The organism is Streptococcus sp. SN-1 (assembly GCF_041154385.1).
Classification (GTDB): domain Bacteria; phylum Bacillota; class Bacilli; order Lactobacillales; family Streptococcaceae; genus Streptococcus; species Streptococcus mitis_CT.
Genome location: NZ_AP028929.1, coordinates 334,908 through 358,478, shown reverse-complemented (window position 1 = coordinate 358,478; position 23,571 = coordinate 334,908). Strand labels below are relative to the sequence as shown.

18 protein-coding genes are annotated in these 23,571 nt (G+C 36.7%); 2 read left to right on the top strand and 16 right to left on the bottom strand.

The features are described from left to right. Positions 1–2: 2 nt before the first annotated feature. From ACAM22_RS01650 to ACAM22_RS01590, 13 genes are all read right to left on the bottom strand, one after another. The gene (locus ACAM22_RS01650) at positions 3–1,163 is read right to left on the bottom strand and encodes a CDP-glycerol glycerophosphotransferase family protein (protein ID WP_060956153.1); all 1,161 of its coding nucleotides are present in this window, start codon (positions 1,161–1,163) and stop codon (positions 3–5) included. Beyond that, positions 1,141–2,382: an O-antigen ligase family protein gene (locus ACAM22_RS01645; RefSeq protein WP_369606842.1), complete on the bottom strand. Its 1,242-nt coding sequence runs from the start codon at positions 2,380–2,382 to the stop codon at positions 1,141–1,143. Before ACAM22_RS01645 ends, ACAM22_RS01650 begins: the two co-directional genes overlap by 23 nt. A gap of 6 nt (positions 2,383–2,388) precedes the next feature. Next, positions 2,389–3,267 carry a glycosyltransferase family 2 protein gene (locus ACAM22_RS01640; RefSeq protein ID WP_101781625.1) on the bottom strand — a complete coding sequence of 293 codons (879 nt, stop codon included), beginning with the start codon at positions 3,265–3,267 and terminating at the stop codon, positions 2,389–2,391. Beyond that, a complete protein-coding gene (locus ACAM22_RS01635) occupies positions 3,268–3,960 on the bottom strand; it encodes a DapH/DapD/GlmU-related protein (RefSeq protein ID WP_060956156.1) in 693 nt (230 codons plus the stop codon). It abuts the gene before it with no gap. Then, on the bottom strand, positions 3,950–5,221 hold the full coding sequence (locus tag ACAM22_RS01630; RefSeq protein ID WP_101781626.1) for a glycosyltransferase family 4 protein: 1,272 nt from the start codon (positions 5,219–5,221) through the stop codon (positions 3,950–3,952). Before ACAM22_RS01630 ends, ACAM22_RS01635 begins: the two co-directional genes overlap by 11 nt. After that, entirely contained in the window at positions 5,218–6,390 is a 1,173-nt protein-coding gene (gene cps2T, locus ACAM22_RS01625; protein WP_033680706.1) for a beta 1-4 rhamnosyltransferase Cps2T, read from the bottom strand. Before cps2T ends, ACAM22_RS01630 begins: the two co-directional genes overlap by 4 nt. 30 nt (positions 6,391–6,420) lie before the next feature. After that, a complete protein-coding gene (locus ACAM22_RS01620; RefSeq protein WP_369606841.1) occupies positions 6,421–7,788 on the bottom strand; it encodes a sugar transferase in 1,368 nt (455 codons plus the stop codon). A gap of 15 nt (positions 7,789–7,803) precedes the next feature. Then, positions 7,804–8,487 carry a tyrosine-protein kinase gene (locus ACAM22_RS01615; RefSeq protein WP_101781629.1) on the bottom strand — a complete coding sequence of 228 codons (684 nt, stop codon included), beginning with the start codon at positions 8,485–8,487 and terminating at the stop codon, positions 7,804–7,806. A 9-nt stretch (positions 8,488–8,496) separates the two neighbouring features. Further along, positions 8,497–9,189 carry a capsular polysaccharide biosynthesis protein CpsC gene (gene cpsC, locus ACAM22_RS01610; RefSeq protein WP_101781631.1) on the bottom strand — a complete coding sequence of 231 codons (693 nt, stop codon included), beginning with the start codon at positions 9,187–9,189 and terminating at the stop codon, positions 8,497–8,499. A gap of 8 nt (positions 9,190–9,197) precedes the next feature. After that, positions 9,198–9,929, bottom strand: coding sequence for a capsular polysaccharide biosynthesis protein Cps4B (gene cps4B, locus ACAM22_RS01605; protein ID WP_261052782.1), 732 nt, complete (start codon positions 9,927–9,929; stop codon positions 9,198–9,200). Between the two features lies 1 nt (position 9,930). Continuing rightward, entirely contained in the window at positions 9,931–11,376 is a 1,446-nt protein-coding gene (locus ACAM22_RS01600) for an LCP family protein (RefSeq protein WP_101781635.1), read from the bottom strand. A gap of 370 nt (positions 11,377–11,746) precedes the next feature. Further along, a complete protein-coding gene (locus tag ACAM22_RS01595; protein WP_261051060.1) occupies positions 11,747–13,705 on the bottom strand; it encodes a peptide ABC transporter substrate-binding protein in 1,959 nt (652 codons plus the stop codon). A gap of 195 nt (positions 13,706–13,900) precedes the next feature. Further along, positions 13,901–15,508 carry an alpha-glucosidase gene (locus ACAM22_RS01590; protein WP_261051049.1) on the bottom strand — a complete coding sequence of 536 codons (1,608 nt, stop codon included), beginning with the start codon at positions 15,506–15,508 and terminating at the stop codon, positions 13,901–13,903. 152 nt (positions 15,509–15,660) lie between these two features. Here ACAM22_RS01590 and ACAM22_RS01585 point away from each other — a divergent pair, with 152 nt between their 5' ends. Then, positions 15,661–17,145 (top strand): DUF1846 domain-containing protein, encoded by a 1,485-nt coding sequence (locus ACAM22_RS01585; RefSeq protein ID WP_261051044.1) that lies wholly within the window; start codon positions 15,661–15,663, stop codon positions 17,143–17,145. A gap of 94 nt (positions 17,146–17,239) precedes the next feature. Continuing rightward, positions 17,240–17,722, top strand: coding sequence for an S-ribosylhomocysteine lyase (locus ACAM22_RS01580; protein WP_000032549.1), 483 nt, complete (start codon positions 17,240–17,242; stop codon positions 17,720–17,722). A gap of 166 nt (positions 17,723–17,888) precedes the next feature. On the opposite strand, the gene ACAM22_RS01575 is transcribed toward ACAM22_RS01580, so the two are convergent. From ACAM22_RS01575 to pbp2X, 3 genes are all read right to left on the bottom strand, one after another. Further along, entirely contained in the window at positions 17,889–19,994 is a 2,106-nt protein-coding gene (locus tag ACAM22_RS01575; RefSeq protein WP_261051040.1) for an ATP-dependent Clp protease ATP-binding subunit, read from the bottom strand. A 339-nt stretch (positions 19,995–20,333) separates the two neighbouring features. Further along, on the bottom strand, positions 20,334–21,314 hold the full coding sequence (mraY, locus tag ACAM22_RS01570; protein WP_261051037.1) for a phospho-N-acetylmuramoyl-pentapeptide-transferase: 981 nt from the start codon (positions 21,312–21,314) through the stop codon (positions 20,334–20,336). A 1-nt stretch (position 21,315) separates the two neighbouring features. Then, complete coding sequence (pbp2X, locus tag ACAM22_RS01565) at positions 21,316–23,568, bottom strand: penicillin-binding protein PBP2X (RefSeq protein ID WP_369606840.1); 2,253 nt, start codon at positions 23,566–23,568, stop codon at positions 21,316–21,318. Positions 23,569–23,571 lie beyond the last annotated feature (3 nt).

The window sequence follows — 23,571 nt, the reverse complement described above, 5'->3', positions numbered from 1 at the left end:
AGTTATAGATTTAGTACGTGATTAATGATTTTTTCAGAAACTGACTTCTGAGTTTCACTAGAATAAAAGAAAGTTTTAATATTTTCACGCTGTTCCCTATAATCATCTTTTCCTACATATAGATTTTGCAAAGTCACTAATAATTCATCAAAGTTTTGACATTTCTCCCCTGGAGTAACCTTCTCATATGGAAAATATAGCGAACGATCCATCCTCAAATAATCATCATAATCATAATTAAAAAATATAATTGGACGATTCAACAATAAGTAGTCAATATAGCAGCTCGAGTAGTCAGTTATTAAGATCTTTGAATATTTGAGTAATTCTTGAGCATCGACCTTCTCATTTGTCACATCAATTATTGATGAATATTCTTTCTCAAGTGTTTTTTCTTTTGAATGATAGAAGTGTTTTTTTATTACAAAAATTGAATTTGTTTCTTCACACCATTTATTTAATCGATTTAAATCCATTAAATTATCTAGATTAATTTGTTTCTTTCCTTCATTGCGATGCGTCGGCATATATAAGATAATATTTTTACTTTTTAATTCTTGTATTAGTGAACTTGCTGGATAAGACTTATCATAAAAATAGTCATTTCTAGGCTGACCAAGTTCTAATATATGAGATTTCTTTACGCGAAAAGCCGACTGATAAATTTGAGTTATTGCAGTACTAGTGGAAATAACAAAATAGTTTCGAAGAGGAATTTTTTCTACCAAAGTCACTAGTTTACTACGGTTGTGAAGTGCTGAATGTTTATCATCATACATGATTTTTTTCAAAGGAATGCCATGCCAAAGGTTAATTAAAAAAGCACCACCAATCAACCTACTATTTTCTACTCCGATATCAAAAATACCTGTAGCTGTAAAAATATATTTAGCTTTCTTTATAATTTTATGAGTTTCACTCTCATCTGCCATCATCACAGGATATTGTTTCTTCTGTAATTCTTTAAAAACATCTTGATTACTCGTAATCCATATAGCTTTTAAATCGGGACGATTCTTAATCACATACTCAAACAAATATCTTGGATTATCTGCATATTTTTCACCCAACCATGATCCAAAAATCAGTATTTTCTCACATCTTGGAAAAGTTGAGGTATAAAGCAGCATTAACATAAATTTAATTCTTTTTAAAATCTTCATCTAATTCTCCATGATTATTACTAAAAAGTGCAAAATAAAGCAAGAAGGTAGCCTGTGAAACAGAAAAAAGAGGACCATTTACAAAATATGTGGTAAATAATATAACCACAGCAAGACCTTTTATAAAATTAGAATCTTGGGTATTATTAATATACTTGCTATAACCAAATAAACTAAGCACCCATAAAACGAATAGTATGACCCCACTAACACCAAAAACAAGTAAAGTAGTGAAATATCCATTATGTAAAAAAAGAAGATACGGTAAATCACTTACCAAATACGCATATTCTCCCATGTATAAAACTGTTCCAAATCCTCCTCCTAAAATTTGCTCAAAAAAACTTGAAGATTTGAAATGATTTAAGGCAGAGTACATTTCATATCCACGCCAATTCCATATGATATCTTTATGGGACCATGACGATTTAGAAAACGTGATTTCCGTCATTGATTGAGATGTTTTATTATAAAAATCTATGACTAAATTTGGAAAATATAAATATAAAACACCTACACCTGCTAATATCAATGTTCCTGCAAATATTATTTTTTTAATATTTTTCATATTTTTTTCAAATCCTGAAAAAAATACTAGAATTAATAAAATAATAAAATGTGTCCTAGAAAAATGTATCAAAATCGAGATTGTAAACAATAGTACCAAAAATCTCTTAAAATTTTTGCTCAACTTTATTTCTCTAGAATAAAAAAGAACTAAATACAGTGCAATAATTGGTACATAGAAACCTCGACCAAATTCTGACCGTAAACTATATAAATCAACAATTTCCTTAGTCCTAGATAAGAAACTAATGATTGATCCTATTAAATCATAAGAAGATAATAGAAATGCTGTTATAACAATTGATTCCTTAATATTTTTTGGCTTGCAAGATAAATTCTCTTTATTTGACAGAATATATCCAAACTGCCAAAAAAATAGAGGTAATAAGTAATAAATAAAGTGCTTTACAAAATTAAATACTGTATTTTCGTTAATTATTACATTCACAATACCTATAAACAGCCCCACTATTAATAAAGTAAAATAATATTTCGCTCCTGGAATTGAAATAGGTAGTCTCCCTCCACGAACTAAAACATAGTATAGTAGAATAAATAGTAATAAAAAAAGATTTGTTTCTTTAGAAAAAAGTTCTGAGCTCGATAAGATTAAAATTAAAATCCAATTATATTTACTAAAGTTAATAACCATAAAAAACTATCCCTTTCGTCTAATATAATCTAGTATCGAATATTCAATGGTAGATAAAAACATGAATAGTTTTAGGAAAATTTTTTTCAAAAAGCTAATATTTTGATACGTCACATTATAGTAATAACGAGCATTATATAGTAAAACTATCTGTTCTTTTTTCTTTTTATATCTCTCATTTATAGAAGTTGAATGATTGTGGTAATATTTCGCTTCAGGCAAAATACCTATTTTTTTATTTGCTCTTTGTAACTTTTTAGCTAATATTCTCTCTTCACAAAAAAGAAATACAGATTCATCAAAATAACCAACATCATGAAAATCAGACAGTCTTACAGCAAAAAACGATCCTTTAACAAGATCTACATCTATTATGGATGATTTAATCATTGACAAATTGATATCTTCTTTTTTTCTTCGCAATTTTCTGGTTAAAAACAGACAATCAAGTAAGTCATCGTAATAAGAATTTTCATGCCAAACAATTGGCAAATCTATCTCCTTCATGGCATTATATTCTATACCTGATAGAAGTGCATATGAACTATTTTTATACAAATTTTGTGCAATCATCAAGGAATCTTTTTCATCAATATCAACGTCTGGATTTGAAATGAAAAGAATATCAACTCCCATATTATAAGCTATTCGTGCTGCAACATTATTCCCAACAGAATATCCACCATTTCTTTGTGTTTGATAAACTGAAATTTTCTCTCCCTCAAGTCTTTTTAAATACTGGTATGAATCATCTGTTGATAAATTATCCACTATTATCACAGATTGAATATGCTGAAATGTTGCAACTTTCTGTGCTAAACTCGCAGTATCTTCCCAAGTATTATAATTTAATATCGCATAAGCAGCTTTAATTTCTTTCCCCATTTAACATCCTATCATTTTTATAATTTTAGCGGGTACTCCAGCAACAATAACGTTATCTGGAAAGTTTTTCGTAATTACAGAATTTGCAGCTACAACACAACCTGAACCGATGCTGGATCCATCCAAAAAAACAGCTCCAGCACCAATCCAACAATTATGTCCTACTGATATTCCCTTTCGAGATACACCTTGTTCAACAATGAGTTTATTTAAATCACTATAATTATGATTTTCAGCATGAAAACGAACATTCTGACCTGCGATAACATTATCACCAATTGTGATACCTCCAGCAGAACCAAATAAACTATATTCTGAAAAAGATGAGTTCTTACCAACTTTCAAGCCAATCCCCATATTTTTTATAGAACCTGTGCCAATAATTTGAGAATAATCTCCAATCTTCACATTATCTGCAAAACGGATTCCTTCTTTCGACAGTGCATCTATAGACACGTTTTTACCAATTCGAACATTTTTCCCAACAAATAATTTACGCTTTGCTAAGATAGAAACTCCTTGTCCAATGAACAAACGCTTCCCTTTTTGACCAAATCCGATTCCACGTACAAATCCACGAAAGAGTCCAAAACCATAGTTCATGCCTCTTTGTAGTATATACGATAAGGGTACATCAGGATGAATGTCTACTGTTTTTCCAGTAATCTTGTTTATTAAACTCTCAACTTTCATTTATCACTCTTTCATAATACTGAATCACTTCTATTGAGTGTTCATCTATAGTTTTTAATTTTGTATTTTCTATTTCATTTTTAAAAACTTTAACTACTAAGTCATTCTGATTTTTAAAAACATGTATTTCTGGAAGTAAGTCTTTTGATCCAACATTTTCACTCACAAAAACATTTACCCCATAGGATAATGCTTCTATTGTTATCAATCCAAATGTCTCCTTCCACTTACTTGGAACAATAAGAATATCAATATTTTCATAGACACTATCAATCGTTTCCTTGGTAAAATATCCTTTTTGTTCAATGAATGAAGGACATTCTTCATTTGGAAAGTGACCATAAGTTGCAACTTCGTATAACTCTAGGTCTAAAGTTTTAGCAAACTCAATAAAATCAAAATATCCTTTATATTCTTCATCTGGACCAATATAAGCAACTCTAATTTTATTATTTGTAGTTGTTAATCTCTGATGAGGTTTAATTGAACTATTCGTTATAGATAATACTGTACTCTGAGTTGGTTTAATTTCATTTTGCTCATATACATTCTTTGTTAGACTACTATTAAACAAATAACCATCTATTAAGTGAAACATCTCATTATAATAGTGTCGAAGTTCACTATAATTCTTTTCCTCAAATATTTCTCGAATAACTAGATTATTTTTTGATTTTGGATTTTTTCCCAATAGTTTCAAAAACTTACGAATAGTTGGATAAAATGGAACTTGAAAGAATCGCAACTTTTCTACACTTAAGGCATTAGAAGACATGATATTCCAAGCCAAGTTTGTATTATTATCACTATAATCCACCCCATTAAAATAGAAATGAGGTACGGGCGCTAATCCATAATAATCATGGCTCGTAAAAACAACTCTAATATTCATGTTTTTAGCAATTTCGATGAATTCTTTATGCAATCCCATAAACGAATGAATATGGATAATGTCGGGTTGTACTTCTTCTAAAAAAGTACTATAAACATTTTTGTCACAAGGGGTCATGAAAGCAATTGGACTGGATATTCCCCCAAATAGAGCCAAAGGTAAGCTATTAAGCAGTTCGTAACACTCAAACTGTCTTGATGATACCTTCTTTATTCCTACTTTTTTCGAAAGTAACCGAATATTACCCGGATATAGGGCAGTCACTTGATGACCTTGAGCAATTTGCTCTAGTATTAAATCCTCAGCATATTTAACCAAGCCACCTGTTCGCTGGGGTTGAAATCCTAAAGTATAATGTAATATTTTCATTTTTTAAATAAATTCTCGTAGTCTGTAACAATCCTTTCCCAAGTGAAAGCATCCGCAATTCTCTGATTTGATTGTCTATCTAACTCATCAATCATTTTTTCATCAAATTGTTCAACTTCCTCAATCACTTGTGATAGTTCGTCTTTTTTCCAATAGATCGCACTTTGCTCCCCAACTTCGCGATTAAAACCAACATCGAGTAGTAAATTTAACTTTGTTGATGCTAATGCTTCCAGTAGCGAAGGGTTTGTCCCCCCCACTTCATGCCCATGGAAGTAAGCAAAGGCATTCTCACGAATATACTTCAGAAGTTCTTGGTCGTAGACTGTCCCTACAAATTTTACTCGTGGATCTTTATCAAAACCAGTTTTTGCCAACAACTGATTATAAAATTTATTCTGCTCTACATTTGTAATTAAAACAAAGTCCTTCTTAGAGTTAGAAGCCAAAAAGCCACGAATCATAGATTCATAGTTATTCTCTGGAACAAATCGTCCTACAACTAGATAATACTCGTTCTCAGAAACATTCTTCTCTTTGAACCAAGAACGTACTTTTTCGTCACTACTCTTTAATATGGAGCGTGTTGTATCAGTCCCATAAGCGATATAGGTTGTCTTAGGTTGATACTGTTTATAATCTTCTTGGATATATTTTTCAATATTCTTACTATCACACACTAAAAGATCTGCATGTTTGACCATAAGACCTTCGGAAATTTTCCAATAACGACGAACTGGAGCGCTCCACTTAGCTCGTAACCACTCGTGACCATCTGGATTAACTAGAAGAGTCCCACCTATCGCTTGGATTTTTTTCTTAATTCCATGGATGAACGGACCGATTCGACAAGCTAATATATAGAAGATTGGAGCTTCATCCTTATTTTCTTTAGCAATTTCAATCGCTTTATTAATTGCTGCTATATCATATGCTATGGCTCGCGCTGGACCAATATTGGGAACATCGACGTTATAACAGATAGCACCATTATGTTCAAAAACATCTTCAGTAATCCCTGATTTTGCAGAGTTTTCACGCATACAAGCCACATAATATTGGATAGCCTTATCTTGTTGAAAGGCTGTTAATTTTTCAACAAAAGTTTCAAATCCTCCATACTTAGCAGGAATTCCTTTTGAACCAATGATATAAACTGACTTTTTCATTTCTCTCCTAATATGATGGACGTGCAGAAATCACTTCGCTCCATCTCTCATAAATACAACTTTAACAGTTTTCAACAAAATTTCAATATCTTTCCAGATTGTCCAATTATCAATATAAGCCACATCTAATTTTACAACATCGTCAAAATCGGTTATTTTACTACGACCACTAACCTGCCATAAGCCTGTAATACCAGGTTTAAAGCTGAGTCGACGTTTCTGTTCTGGAGTATACTGATCATACTCGTCTACTGTCGGTGGACGCGTCCCCACCAAACTCATATCTCCTATAAAGACATTCCAAAATTGTGGCAATTCATCCAAACTGGTTTTACGAATAAAGTGACCAATTTTTGTAACACGAGGATCATTGTCCATCTTAAACATACCACCTTGCATCGTGTTTTGATCCATCAACTGTTCTTTGATAGCTTCAGCATCGATCCGCATCGAACGGAATTTATAAAAGGTAAAATGTCGACCATTTTTCCCTATACGAGTTTGAGCAAAAATAGCTGGTCCGCCATCTTTACGAATCAATGGAACTAAAACTAGACTAGCTATACCAAAAAGAATAAGGCCGATAGTGGCACCACAAATATCGAGAATTCTCTTTGAAATCACATGACTAGTTTTATAAAAATTTGTAGAGAAAGTGACTACATTCAATCCTGCCATCTCATGAATTTGTTTATTTCGACCCAAATTCTTATCAAATGCATTAAGATTGACAGTTATATCTATCCCCATTGTCTCAAACTTAGAGATAATTTCTCCAATATCGTAGCTCTCTCCCGGAAGATTGATAAACACCTCATCCACAACTTCATGCGTTGCAAATTCAATAATTTTTTCCTTTTCAATCACAGGTATTTGATCATGTTGAAAATCAGATTTATCCAAAACACTTACTGCTACCAAGTTCCATGAAAGTTCATCAGAATCTAGCAATTTATCAAGAACTTTTTCTATATTTTTTGTTACTGTTAACAGTAACATTTTCTTGCTATTTTTTAGATTGAAAAATACATGCTTCCAATATTTCTTTACTAAGAAATTTAACAAGTATAAGGATATTCCTTCTAAAGTTAAGAAGTATACCATTCCTCTTCTAGAGATACTAAACCGTTCCTCTATAAAAAAGTTTAATACACTTATAGCTATTGCAAAGAAAAAAATATATCTTATAGTACTATTAAACTCAACTAGGTACCCTCTTTTAAAAAAATTGTTACCATAGAAACTAAAATGGAATACAAAAAAGTGGAGAAGGTATAGTATAACCATCGAAGAACGTTCAATTTCTGTCTCTCTAACAAAGCTAAGAAAATAAACCAATAAAATGACAATAATACTCTGTAATACTGCCAGAAAAATCTTCAATCCTTTTTCATCCATAAAATCTTCCCTAGGTTATTTTTTACCATAATTACCATAACCACCGTAAGAACCATATTTTTCACGTTGAACATCAAATTTATTGAGAACGACACCTAAAAATGGTTTTCCTGTTTGCTCTAATTGTTGTTTCGCTTTTTGGACATCACGCTTATTCGCCTCACCCATTGCAGTTACCAAGATGGACGCATCACACTTTTGAGTGATAATTGCCGCATCAATAACAATTCCAATAGGTGCTGTATCAACAATGATATAATCAAAATATTTACGCAATGTTTCAATCATGTCATTAAAAATTTTACTTTGTAACAAGGCTGTAGGGTTTGGTGATACAGATCCCGATTGAACTACAAATAAATTTTCAATATTTGTATCGCATAACCCGTGAGATAAATCCGTTGTCCCAGATAAAAATTCTGTTAGCCCTGTAATTTTTTCACGAGATTTAAAAACTCCTGACATAACTGAATTTCGAATATCGCCATCGATCAAAAGAGTTTTATAGCCTGCACGCGCAAAAGACCATGCTATATTTATGGAAGTAGTTGATTTTCCTTCCCCAGGGTTAACAGAAGTAACGGAAATTACTTTTAGTTTATCTCCGCTCAACTGTATATTTGTACACAAGGCATTGTAATATTCTTCTGTCTTCTTAATGAACTCCAGTTTTTTTTGTGCTATTTCTAATGTCGGCATCTCTCTCTCCTATTTCAACTTATCCAAGTTTGGTACAACTCCCAAAAGCGTCATCTGCAATGCATCTTCGATATCTTCTGGACGTTTCACATGAGTGTCCAAAAGTTCAAGAAGAAGAACTATAACACTGGTTCCAATCCCCCCTGCCAAAAAACCAATTAGTGTATTGCGTTTAATATTTGGCGAAGATGGTGATATAGCCGGTCTTGCCTCCTCCAGTGTTGTCACATCAGAAACACGAGTAATACTGATAATTTTTTGAGCAGCTACTTCTCTCAAAGAGTTAGCGATACGGCTTGCCTCTTCAGGAACTCGATCATTAACTGAAATAGAGACAATACGAGTATCAACTGGTACTGTCACTTTAATTTTATTAGCCAAACCTTTTGGCGTCAAATCTAGTTTCAAATCAGAAACAACTTTCTCCAAAACATCCTGCGATAGGATAATTTCACGATAGTCTTTAACCAAGTACGATCCTGCCTGCAAGTCTTGATTTGTTAAACCAGACTTCTCTCCTTGATTACGGTTAACTACATAAATCCGAGTCGTACTAGTAAACTCAGGTTTGATAACAAAAGTACTGTAGGCAAAAGCAACTGAAGAAGTTATAATTGCCACTAATAAAATGACTAACTTTCTTTTCCATAAAGTTCTGAATAGTTGAAATACATCGATTTCCAAAGTGTTTTGATCTTTCATATTTTCTCCTAAATTAATTGATCCATTATAATTTTTCTGGGATTTTCTACAAAAAGTTCTTTCGCTTTTTTCGCTCCATATTTCTTAGCAATGATATCGTATGCCTGTTCCATATATGGAGGTCTGCTGTCTAAATTGTGCATGTCACTTGCAATTACATGAACTAAATCACGTTCTAAAAAATACCGAGCTCTCTTTTTCATGAATTTATATTTTTCACCAAAGAACTTAGGTTTTAAAACATGATAACTATTTATCTGAGTATAGCACCCCATATCAATCAGTTCACGAACTCGTTTTTCATTATTCTCTAAAGCATCATAACGTTCAATATGAGCAATTACTGGTGTTATTCCCAACATCAAAATATTGCTCAAGCCCGTATGAATCTCACGATAGGGAGTATGCATGCTAAACTCAATCAAAGCATAACGGCTATCATTAAGAGTAGGAATTTCTTTTCTTTCTAGCTTTTCTAGAACATCCAGAGTATAGTATATCTCTGCGCCATAAGCAATGACTAAATCATCTGCTACTTCTTTTGCAATTTCACGAACCTTAAGAAAATTTGTTGCAATTTTTTCTTCTGGAGTCTCAAACATCCCTTTTCGACGATGCGAAGTAGACACAATCATTCGAACTCCTTGATTATAAGCTTCTCTTAAAAGCGCCTTGCTATCCTCTATCGACTTTGGCCCATCATCTACATCAAAAACGATATGCGAATGGATGTCTATCATTTTATCTACCCTCCATCACATCCTGTATAGCTACTTTAACTGTAGCTAAACTACTCTCATCTATTTCCATCATATAGAGACTACTGTCTGGCATTGCATAAGAAGGAAGATCCATCCGACCTGTCCCTTTTAAATCTTGAGAATTTACTTTATAGTTTCCTCCGCTTTCCAATTGAGTATTCACTAGATCCATCATAGTCTCAATCGGCATATTTGTCTGAAGGGAATCCTGCAATCCTTGAAGAATACTATTATAGTTTTTCAATGCCTCTGTAGAAGTTAACTTCTGAATGATTGCTACAATAACCTTTTGTTGGTTGCGACCACGATCACGGTCTCCATCGGCTAGTGAGTAGCGTTCACGCACAAAACCTAGAGCTTGCTCAGAGTCTAGATGGACATTTCCCACTGGAAAATGGAACTTCCCATGTAGAGCTGTAAATTCTTGATCGTTATAAACATCTACTCCTCCCAATAGGTCAATCAATTTCAAAAATGAGGTGAAATTCAAACGAACATAATAATTAATATCTATACCATAAAGGTTCTCTAGGGTATGAATAGATGAATCAACCCCGTATATACCAGCATGAGTCAATTTATCCTTTTGATTGTTTCCACCATCAGCAATAGGAACATATGAATCTCGTGGAGTTGTTGTAAGAAGGATTCTCTTCGTATCCCTATTGACCGTCATCAGGATATTGACATCTGAGCGTGAAACTGAACTAATGGCACCGTAAGTATCAATACCACTGACATAGATATTAAAGAAGCGATCTTTAGATACCTTAGGGGTCTCAACATCCTTGGTCATTTTTTTAGTGTAAATTTTCTTAATTTTAGAAGCATAGTCTGGATACTCTGCCTCAATAATATTCTCAAATACACTATTTAAGACAATAGCTTTGGCTTCTCCAGAAATCAAACTTTTATAAGTTGACAAGTAAGAAGTACTTTTATCAACTGTCAAATCCTTATTTTGACTCGTCTTAATATCAGCTATTAACTTTTGAATATTCTCATTATCCGTATCTGTTGGCCCCATAACACTAGATAATTGGGCAACATTATTGATATCGCTATCCTTTAAAACAACAACACTGAGGGAATACTCTGAATAATTTGAAGTTGCATTAATATGACTTGTAAATCCTACAAATTGCTGCAGAGTAAATAAAGAAACTGAACTCACTAAAACAGCTAGTGTCAAAAAGAAAATCGTGAACTTTTCTGCTTTTTTATAGATTATTAATAGTGCGGCAGTCACAGCAACAATCAAGGCAAAAGCTGCTACCACTATATTAACGTGCCTGAAAGCAAGTATATTGTACTTAAAGATTAAGAACAATAAAAAACCAACTAACAATAAATAAATAGTCAACAAAACTATATTAACACTTCGCTTCACTTTCTGTGAACGTGATTTTTTAAAACGTCTACTCATGATTAACACCTATACATTTAATGCTACTATTATATCACTTTTTTACGGTAAGTTCTACATTTACCGAGTTTATAAAGATATAGATTATTTGGACCTCATAAGCACTGATACTATTCGAAAACCTCTTCAAACCATACCAGTAGCATCGTATTATAGTTATCTGTTACTGTAGACAATCTCAAAACAAGTCTTTGAGATTCTATGTATATCTTCCTAGTTGCTCTTTGATTTTCATTGAGCATTAAACCATCAAAATCAATACAGCATTTCATTTACAATTCAACGTAACTAGACAACTACTAGCCCATATAGCAAAAAAAGTCCTATTAGGACAACTTTATAAAAAATTATCCAATAGAACTGTTCATCATTATTTAACATGATTTTCTGCTTCTTTTTGAGCTTTTTCGATGGCTTTTTTGCTTTCTTGCTCCCATTTAGTCTTAGCTTCTTCATACTGTTTGGTTGTAACAGTATCTTTTTGCAGTTTCATGTACTTGTAGTTATTGCCGTCACCCTTGATACCGACCAGTGAATACCCTCTTGTAAATGGCGTTACTTTGGTTACAGATGCTGTACCACCACTTGACATTGCTGACATAATCAGAGAATTGTCAATCATCCAAGCCTGTGCTTCAGCATATTTTTCATAGCGTTTGGCTACATCTTTATTTTCACTATCTGCATCTTTGAGCATCTTGGTGTAGGTATCAAGCCCCAGGCTAGCAATCTTAGCTTTATCTTCCTGAGCATCTAGACCAAAGATCTTGAGATAGAATCCATCCTCTGCATTGAAAGGATTGAGATAAGTTGATGGATCCTGGTAGTCACCTACCCAACCATCAAAGTTCAAATCATAGTCACGATCAGCTGGTGTCGGTGCCAAGAAGGCTACGTTATTAAAATCATCTGTTGAAAGTTGTTGAACATCAATGACAATGTTATCGGCACCTAAAACTGACTCAAGGGTCTGCTTAACTGAGTTCATGCCTGTCACAGCATTTTTACTTGTCTGATCAACTGCAACATCCAAGTGAATAGGGAAAGTCACACCTTGACTTGCCAATTCTTTTTTAGCTTCCGCAAATTTTGCTTGGGCTTTTTCTTTGTTGAAATAGGCATCTTGAGCATCTGCCAAGTTAATACCTGACCATTCTGTACCATAGTTGACCAATTTAGAAGCAACTACTTCTCCAAAGGTCTTGTCTCCCACTTGAACAAATGTAGGAGGTACTAGGGTGTTACGAAGGGTCTTGCTAGCCGCTTCTTCCCCATTTGACTGAGCAGAATAGGCTGTGCGGTCCAAGGCAAAGTTCACCGCTTGGCGGAAGTTTTTGTTCAAGACAGCTGTCTCAGTTGACTTCTTCTGCTCGTCTGTCGTTTTAGACGTATGGTTGTAAGCCTTACGGTTGACGTTGAAATTAAAATACCAAGAAGTCTTGTCCTGCAAGCTATAGACGATATTATCCTTATATTTTTCCTTGGTCTTAGCAAAGTTTGAACTATTTGGATAAACCCCAGCGATAGAATAAGCTCCACTTTCAAAGTTACGGATGGTCAATTCTTGGTCTGAACCATCAAAATAGGCCAATTTCACGTGTTCAATCGATACTTTATTATGATCATAGTAATGCGGATTTTTCACATACTCGATCGATGATTTTGATGTGAAATCTTTTAACAAATAAGGTCCGCTGTAGAGAATGCTATCTGGAGATAGGGTACCAAAATCTTTCCCTTTTGAATTTAGAAACTCTTCGTTGACTGGGAAAAGAATACTATTCATTGTTTTTGAATTCCAGTAGGGTTCTGGACGTGCCAAAGTATACTCAACAGTCTGGTCGTCAATGGCCTTCACCCCAACCTTAGAAAAGTCAGAATCCGCTCCTGTAATATAATCATTCAAGCCCTTGATCGAGTTTTGTATCAAGTCAATGGCCTGTGATTTATTGTCCACTGCGTACTTAATCCCTGTCACAAAATCCTGTGCCTTGACTGGGGCGTACTCTTCACCGTCAGCTGTGAACCATTTGGCATCTTTTCTCAGTTTATAGGTGTAAGTCAGACCGTCGCTTGAAACAGACCAGTCTTCTGCCAAAGATGGAACTAGGTTTCCGTGGTTATCATTTTCAAGCAAACCATCAACTAGGTTAGTAATAATAGCTGTATTATCAGCGTAGTAGTCTAACAAGTAGTTAAATGTAGTTGGGTTTCCACTAAAGGTTGATGAGTAAGTTTTTGTATCTGAACCTGATTGTCCGCAAGCAGCTAAAAGCAAGGCAGCCGCAAAAGTCAGGCCTGCACTAAGGACACGCTTTTTTGTAGTCATCTTCTTTCTCCTTTATGTTAGTTTTTATAACATATGTTTATTTTACCAAAATAGTGGGAATTTGTAAAGTTAATTGAATTTTGAGAATGAAAGTTTATAAACTTTAGTCATAAAAAAACAAAGGATTTCTGTCTTTCATACAGTCCTCCCTTGTTTTTATACGATTTCAATTTTAAATTTTTCTGTAAAAAATATTTATAGTAATTCCACACAGAAAGCATCCCATGGAGCCAAGATTTGTCTTTCAAAGACTTCTTGAGCCGCGGTGTTTTCAATCAAAACAGATTTGATGTTTCCTTCTACTGTCAAGTCTTGCTCTTCATTGGACAAGTTAGCCACAACTAGGAAACGACGGTCGCCATCTTTACGGATATAGGCGAAGACCTTATCAGCCGTATCAAGCAATTCAAAGTCAGCTCGAATCAACCAGCTGTTCTCCTTACGGATTTGGACCAACTTCTGATAAGTATAGAAAATAGAATCTGAATTTGCCAGCGCTTCTTGAACATTAATTGCTTGATAGTTTGGATTGACTGCCAACCAAGGATGACCTGTTGAGAAACCAGCGTTTTTGCTTTCGTCCCATTGCATCGGGGTACGGGCATTGTCACGTCCAATGACACGGATACTGTCCATAATTTCTTCCAGCGGAACGCCTTTTTCAAGAGCCTCACGCGCATAGTTAAGGGATTCAATATCTTCTACTTGATCCAGCGTTTCAAACGGATAGTTGGTCATCCCAATCTCCTCACCTTGGTAAATATAAGGAGTTCCTCTCATGAGATGAAGTAAGATTGCAAAGGCTTTGGCAGATTTTTCGCGGTATTCTTGGTCATTTCCCCAGATTGAGACGATACGAGGGAGATCATGATTGTTCCAGAAGAGCGAATTCCAGCCGTCCTCAACGCCTAACTCTGTCTGCCATTTGTTGAAGATTTCTTTTAACTTAGGAATATTCAGTTCTTTTTGATAGTGCCACTTAGGCTGACCTTCCTGATACTGAAGACCGATATGTTCAAAATGGAAGACCATAGACAATTCTTGCCCCTTTGGATCAGAGTAGAGCTTGGCAATCTCCGGCGTTGCTCCCCAAGTCTCCCCTACTGTCAAGAGATTCTTATCGCCAAAAGTGGCCTGATTCATCTCCTTGAGATAAGGGTGGAGCATAGGACCATTATTGACTACTTTCTCGTCAGGAATTTTCCCAATCATATCAATAACATCCATACGGAAACCGCCAATGCCTTTATCAATCCAGAAGTTCATCATCTCATAAATTTTCTGACGAAGTTTTTCATTTTCCCAGTTGAGATCGGGCTGTTTCTTACTGAAAAAGTGGAGATAGTATTGACCTGATTTTTCATCGTATTCCCAAGCAGAACCACTAAAGATAGAATCTAGGTCATTAGGTTCATCCCGCCAGATATAGTAATCTCGCTCAGGGCTATCAGGATTTTCACAGGCCTCGACAAACCAGGCATGTTCATCTGAGGTATGATTGACCACCAAGTCCATGATAATACGAATATCACGTTTCTTAGCTTCCGCGATCAGTTGGTCCATATCCTCCATGGTCCCAAAAATAGCCGCAATCGCTTGATAATCAGCAATATCATAGCCATTATCATCCATAGGACTGTCATAAACAGGAGAAAGCCAAATCGCTGTAATTCCTAACTTGGCTAGATAGTCTAACTTACTGGTAATTCCTGGCAAATCGCCAATTCCATCTCCGTTGCTATCCATAAAGCTCTTAGGATAGACTTGATAGACTACGGCATTGTGCCACCATTTTTCTTGCATCTTCTTACCTCATTATTTTAATAATCTATAGTCTATGATAGCGCTTTTTAAAATTTTGTGCAAGCGTTTGCCTAATCTTTTTGATTCCTTTTTTAACTCCATAGTTTCCTAACTTCCAATTTTTTATTATAATAGAGGTCAGAGGTAAAAAAATGAAAAAACAAGCTTTTAGTTCTGAACAATATTTGAATCTACAACGCGACCACATTTTGGAGCGCATTAACCAATTTGACGGCAAACTCTACTTGGAGTTTGGTGGTAAAATGTTAGAAGATTTCCACGCTACTCGTGTCCTTCCTGGTTATGAGCCTGACAACAAAATCAAGCTCTTGCAAGAATTGAAAGAGCAGGTTGAGGTTGTGATTGCTATTAATGCTAGCAATATCGAGCATTCCAAAGCACGTGGTGACTTGGGTATTTCTTATGACCAAGAAGTTCTTCGTTTGATTGACAAATTCAATGAATTGGGAATTTTTGTTGGCTCCGTTGTCATCACACAGTACGCTGGCCAACCAGCTGCAGATGCCTTCCGCAATCAACTCGAGAAAAACGGAATTGATTCTTATCTCCATTATCCAATCAAAGGATATCCGACGGATATGGATCACATTATTTCCCCTGAAGGTATGGGGAAAAATGATTACATCAAAACCAGTCGCAACTTGATCGTCGTAACTGCTCCTGGACCTGGTTCTGGAAAATTGGCAACTTGTATGTCCAATATGTACCACGACCAAATCAATGGCATCAAGTCTGGCTACGCTAAATTTGAAACCTTCCCAGTTTGGAATCTTCCCCTTCATCATCCAGTTAACTTGGCTTATGAAGCTGCCACAGCTGACCTTGATGATGTCAACATGATTGACCCCTTCCATCTTCAAACCTATGGAGAAACCACTGTCAACTACAACCGTGATATCGAGATTTTCCCAGTGCTCAAGCGCATGTTGGAACGCATTCTAGGAGAGTCTCCATACGCTTCTCCGACTGATATGGGTGTCAACATGGTTGGTTTCGCTATTACAGATAATGAGGCTGCTATTGAAGCCTCTAAACAAGAAATCATCCGCCGTTACTATCAGACTGTTCTTGATTTCAAAGCAGAGAAAGTTGGTGAAGCAGCTGTCAAGAAAATCGAGTTGCTTATGAACGACCTCGGTATCACACCTGCAGACCGTAAGGTTGCTATCGTTGCCCGTCAGAAAGCAGAAGAAACTGGCGGACCAGCCCTAGCCCTTGAATTACCAAATGGGGAAATAGTGACTGGTAAAAACTCAGAACTCTTTGGTCCTACAGCCGCTGCTCTTATCAACGCCATCAAGAAATCAGCTGACATTGCTAAAGAAGTAAAACTAATCGAACCAGAAGTTGTCAAGCCAATCCAAGGTCTTAAAATCGATCATCTGGGTAGCCGCAATCCACGCCTTCATTCAAATGAAATTTTGATTGCACTGGCTATCACAGCTACAGAAAATCCTGACGCTGCTCGCGCTATGGAAGAACTTGGCAACCTCAAAGGAAGCGAAGCCCACTCAACCATCATCTTGACCGATGAAGACAAGAATGTCCTTCGTAAACTAGGTATCAATGTAACCTTTGACCCATACTACCAATACGACCGCTTGTATCGTAAGTAAAGCTTCGAACCTCTCCACCCTCGGAGAGGTTTTCTCTCTGTCTCAAGAGCCAGCTTTATGTTATAATGAAAGAAGAAAACTGAAAGGATTTACCATGTCAAAAGAAGTTATTGTTGAAAGTTTTGAACTTGACCACACTATTGTTAAAGCACCCTATGTTCGCTTGATTGGGGAAGAAACAGGACCAAAAGGAGACATCATCTCCAATTATGATATTCGCTTGGTGCAACCAAACGAAGACTCTATCCCTACTGCTGGCCTTCACACTATCGAGCACCTCTTGGCCAAACTCATCCGCACCCGCATTGACGGTATGATTGACTGTTCACCATTTGGTTGCCGCACAGGCTTCCACATGATTATGTGGGGACGTCACACTAGTGCTGAAATCGCTACCGTTATCAAGGATTCGCTCAAGGAAATCGCTGAGACTACTACTTGGGAAGATGTTCCTGGAACAACCATCGAATCTTGCGGAAACTACAAGGACCATAGCCTCTTTTCTGCTAAAGAATGGGCAAAACTTATTCTAGAACAAGGAATTTCAGATGATGCCTTTGAGCGTCATGTCATCTAAACACAAAAAAGGAACCGGCTTTTCAGCTGGCTCCTTCTTTTTTATTCTCAAAATTTTGTCTTATACTCAATGAAAATCAAAGAGCAAACTAGGAAACTAGCCGCAGGCTGTACTTGAGTACGGCAAGGCGAAGTTGACGTGGTTTGAATTTGATTTTCGAAGAGTATTAGGCTTTTTCACGAATAACTAAACCACCCTCTTCCATATCTGCTTCTAGGTGTTTGGCATCTAAATGATCCAAGTGGAAGTCTGTCACCTTATCACGAATTTCTTGTTCAACCACACGACGGAGAGGACGAACACCCATGACTTCGTCATAGCCTTCTTCTGTGATATAGTCCTTAGCCGCTTGACTGACTGACAAATCAATGTCTTTCTTAGCCAAGGTTTGGTTGACTTCAGCCAACATCAAGTCCACAATCTTAGAAAGGTCTTCTTTGCTCAAGTGTGAGAATTCGATGACAGCATTGAAACGGTTAAGGAATTCTGGACGGAAGTAAGGTTTCAAACGATCCATCAATTCTGGTTTGTCCGCATCTTCTGTCAAGTTAGCTTCGTAACCAAAGCCTGCGTTTGAAGTTGCGATAATCACCGTATTCTTGAAGTTGACAGTGTTACCTTGACCATCTGTCAAACGACCATCATCCAAGACTTGGAGGAGAAGGGTAATGACTTGAGGATCAGCCTTTTCAATTTCATCCAAGAGAATGATAGAGTAAGGATTACGACGGACGCGTTCTGTCAAGGTATTGTTGTTGTCATCGTAACCAACATAACCTGCAGTTGTACCAATTAGCTTAGAAACGGCTGTGCGGTCACTGAATTCAGACATATCCAAACGAATGATTGCGTCCTTAGTTCCAAACATATCAAGCGCTAATTGCTTAGCAAGTTCTGTCTTACCAACCCCAGTTGGACCTACAAAGAGGAAGCTACCGATTGGACGATTGCCTTCATCAAAACCAGCACGGTTACGACGGATAGCACGAGATACCGCTTCTACCGCCTTGTCTTGACCGATTACCTTATCTTGCAAGCGATGAGCCATATCTTTCAAACGTTCGATGTCTGATGTTCCCATTTGTGATACTGGAATTCCCGTCATTCGTTCTACAGATTCAGCCACATCATTGACACTTGCAGTCACTTTCATATCTTCTGTGTGATTTTCGATTTTCTTTTCCAATTCTGCAATGCGTGTTTTATAGTTTAGAGCTGCTTCAAAATCTTCTGCCTCAACAGCTTTTTCTTGCTTGTCTTTTTCTGCCTCAATTTCACGTTCAACAGCATGTACATCTGTTACTGGATGCTGAGCTGCTAAGTGAGCTGCCGTTACATCGACAAGGTCAATAGCCTTATCTGGCAAACTACGTTGTGGAATATACTGAACAGAATAATCCACTGCTGCTTTCAAAACTTCGTCTGGCAAGATAACATTGTGGTGTTGTTGGTAGAGGTCACGAATTCCTTGAAGGATTTTAAAAGTGTCCTCTGCTGAAGGAGCATTGACCTTGACTTCGTTAAAACGACGAGCAAGAGCCGCATTCTTCAAGATGGTGTTACGGTATTCGTCTTGAGTTGTCGCTCCAATAACGGTCAATTCACCACGAGAGAGAGCTGGTTTGAGAATGTCCGCAAGCCCTTTAGAACCACTATCTCCACCAGTGCTACCAGCACCGAGAATTTGATGAATTTCATCAAAGAAGAGAATGATATTTCCCGCTTCTTTTACTTCATTGACTAAATTTTGAACGTTTTCTTCAAAGCTACCACGATATTGAGTACCAGCCTCAAGACCTGAGATATCAATGGAAATAATTTCCTTATTCTTAATAGCAGCTGGAACATCACCGTTCACAATGGCTTGTGCCAAGCCTTCGACAACTGCTGTCTTACCAACACCTGCATCTCCGACTAAAACAGGATTGTTCTTGGTACGGCGTGAGAGGATTTCAGATGTCTCTTGAATTTCCTTGTTTCGTCCGATGACTGGATCCAGCTTGCCCTCACGCGCTTCTGCTGTTAAGTTTCGACCCAGTTTAGCAAGGACACCATCTTGTTTCATACCTGAAACCTGTTGTTGCATTTGTCCATCAGCTTCTGCATTTCCTGGTAATTGACCAGTCGCACGATAGTGAGCAAATTCCTCAGGTGTCACTTCACGTCCATTAATCAAGTAACGACGATTTTCAGAACTGTAGCCTCGCATACCACCCATCAATTGGTTAAATAAATCATCCATGTTGTTAAAATTATTAAAGTTGTTGTTCATATTCTTTACCTCTTTTTGTTTACTTAGTTATGATTACTGATATTGACTATCTTTGACCTTTGTTTTAAAAAATTTAGACTAGCTAAATCGCTACTCTACGTACTATTTCTGGTTTTTCTTTTTCAAGCAGGAGTAGACTATCTTTACTTCTGAAGATTTCTAGATTAAACATAGACCCCACCTCTTTCTATTTTACTTTAAATAAGTGTTCTAGTAAGGCTTTCATTTACCTTACGTTCATAATATACTACATTAGTCAGAAAAGGTCAAGGATTTTGACTTTAATTGACCAATATTTTTTAGAATGCAAAAACACCCTGAAACATCAGGGTGCCATTCTTACATCAAATATAAAATTGCTAGGGTCAGGAGACTTGCTAGAATCCCTATTCCCCAAAAGAAGAAATCAACCTTCCACTCGCTCCAAGGATTTCCTTTACCAGACAATCCTCCAAGCTCAAAATGGTGATGTACAGGCGTCATACGGAAAATACGTTTGCCACCTGTCAGTTTGAAATAACTGACTTGCATCATGACTGAGGTTGTTTCAAAGACATAAATAATTCCGATAATCAAGAGAGTCCATTCTTGGTGGAGGGCCATAGAGATAGCTGCCAGCATTCCACCGAGAGCCAAACTTCCCACATCTCCCATAAAGACTTTAGCAGGCTTATGGTTAAAGACAAAGAACCCAAGCAAACCACCAATCATAGCAAGAATCACTAGAAGGATATCCATCTGACCTTGCACATAGGCAATAACTCCATAGGCAGACAAACTAATCACAACGGAAATACTAGCTAAACCATCAATACCGTCTGTCAAGTTTACTGCGTTTGAAAAACCGACTAGCCAGAAAAGAGCGAAGACAATATAGAAAATCCCTAGATGCACTTGGTAACCAAAGACAGAAAGCATATCTCCACCGCGCTCATAAAAAAGGTAGAAAATGACACCACCTAGAAGCTGAAGAGCCAATTTCTGTTTGGGATTAAGACCCTCATTGATTTTACGGAAGACCTTGAGGAAATCATCTAAAAATCCGATTAAACCATAAAGAACCAAGATAAATAAAATCATACCGACATTATTGCTGAGTTGATTACTAAATAAGGTAAAAAAGAAGGTAACCAAAACAGAAGCAATTAAGAAAACCAAACCTCCCATTGTAGGAGTCCCAGCTTTTGCCTGGTGCTGTTTGACATCCTCATGCATCTGCTGGCCTGTAATTTGCGCCTTTCTATAAAATTGGATAAAGGCCGGAATTCCTACTAAAGTTAGTAAAAATGTCACAATTCCAGCACTGATAGAAATAAACATATTAGTCTCCTAAAGTTAATTTAATTTTTTTAATGTTTTTGATAGCTGTATTGGTCCGAACGTCTTGCTTCTGAACAACAGAACCTGAACCTTCAAATTCCAGCTCAATATCCAACCATTTAGCAAAGGCCTCAGCAGTCTCTTTTTTCCAGCCATACATATCTGGAATTTCTTCTACCTTATCCGATAAAAGGAGAACTTGTTGGTTTGGTGCAAGATTTTTTCCTTCTTCTACAGAAGTCTCTTTAATCTTTGTTCCAGTACCAACAACGATTGGTTGCACAATATTTCGACGTAAGGCTTCCGCCAAATCACCAGGTGAAATATCCTTGATGCTAGGCATTGCATACGAAGATTCTGTCGTCACTTGATCTAAATTCTTAGCTGGAGATTGAAGGTTCAGAGATTCTTTCATCGCTGAAGCCCGCTCCAAGATTGGATTGGAAAACTCTCCCAACTGGACAGCTGAATAATGCTCAGGCTGTTGAACCGTTACATACAAGATAAAATCAGGATTTTCAGCAGGATTCATAGTCACAACTGAGAAAATATAATTGGTAGAACCAACCAAGTAGCCTCCATTTTTCTCATCAGCGATTTGAGCCGTACCGGATTTAACTGCTACATTTTGTCCAGGAACTGTTATAATTGGCTTTCCTGTTTGGTGATTATACATAGTTCCATATAGAGGGTCCGTCCCAACTAATATCATGTTAGTACGAGTCAAGCTTGCTGCATCTTCAGATACAGGTTTTCCTACAATCTCTTTTTGAGACTTTCGTACAGACTGATTGTTAGTATCATAAATAGCACTTATAAATTTTGGCTCCAGCATAACTCCATCATTAGCAATAGCTGTAAAGGCACGAATCATTTGCGTCTGGGTCACTGAAATCCCTTGTCCAAATGAACTCTGAGCAATATTTACGATATTGTCAGCCGGAAGTTGGCCTGCATATTCATCCGTCAAGCCAAAACGAGTCGGAACACCAAATTTAAAGCGACTTAGATAATCCAGCCAGGTAGCATCTCCCATCTTTTGCTCAAGAAGCGTCATCCCAACGTTACTTGAGTGCGCAAACCCTTGAGAAAAGGTCATCATTCCTCCGCCAGTTAATCCTTCATTGACATCCCAATCTCGGATAGTAGCATCTGCTACTTTTAACTCACTACTATTGAAGACTTCTCCTCCTGGGAAAGTATTATTATCAATAGCAGCAGCGAGCGTCATGACCTTCATGGTTGACCCTGGCTCATAGTTACTTTGATAAAGGATATCACGCCAAACAAAGTCCTTGGTAAGTCCTTCCTTAGTATCGGCATCAAAGGTTGGTCTCTGCGTCGTTGCAAGAATTTCCCCCGTTTTAGCACTAACCAAGGTAGCCGTCATATACTTGCCTTTTACTTTTTCTTGAAAGACATTCATCTGTGTTTCCATGAAGGACTGAAGGGTGCTAGAAATAGTCGTATAAACATCCTTGCCATCTACCGTTTGCTGAGACACTTGTTCAGTTCCAGGGACAATATTACCCAGACGATCTTTTTCATAGGTAATAATACCGTCTTTCCCTGCAAGAATACTATTCAAGGAACTCTCCATCCCAGAAGTTCCCAGCAAACTCTTGCTACCATCCTCATTTTCATGGAGTTGAGCTAAACCAATAAAACTAGAAGCGAATTGTCCATTTGAATAGCTTCTATTAGGGCTAGTTGTGAAGTCAATTCCTTCCACACTAGCATCTTTCAAATCTTTTTTAATAGCCATCATATTGGCATAGGTAATCCCATTTCCTTTTGCTCCAAAGGAAACCTGGGTCAGATTTGGTTGAGCTAATTGCTCTTTCACATAAGCCTCATCCATATCCAAATACTTATGGAAAACCTCTGCTACCTTATTAAACTGGGCATCTTCTACATAAAGAATTTTACCCGTTGCTGATTTGTATTTTTTATCAATGACAGCATAGACATTATAGGAGGTTGCGTCCTCAGCAATCGGGACTCCATTTCGGTCATAAATAGTCCCACGTTTGGCAGGGACTATACGGGTTATTTGGTGAACTTTCTTAGCCTCTTTGACTAGATCCGTTCCAAATTTACTACCACTCCCGATAATAACAGCAAAATTGACCAAAAAGACAGCGAAAAGTACGACAGCTAACAAGCTGATGTACTTCCCCACTATTTTACGGTTTTCTGCTGGAGATTTACGGTTTCTAATCGCAAATCGGGTTATTCTTTTTGTCCACTTCATATC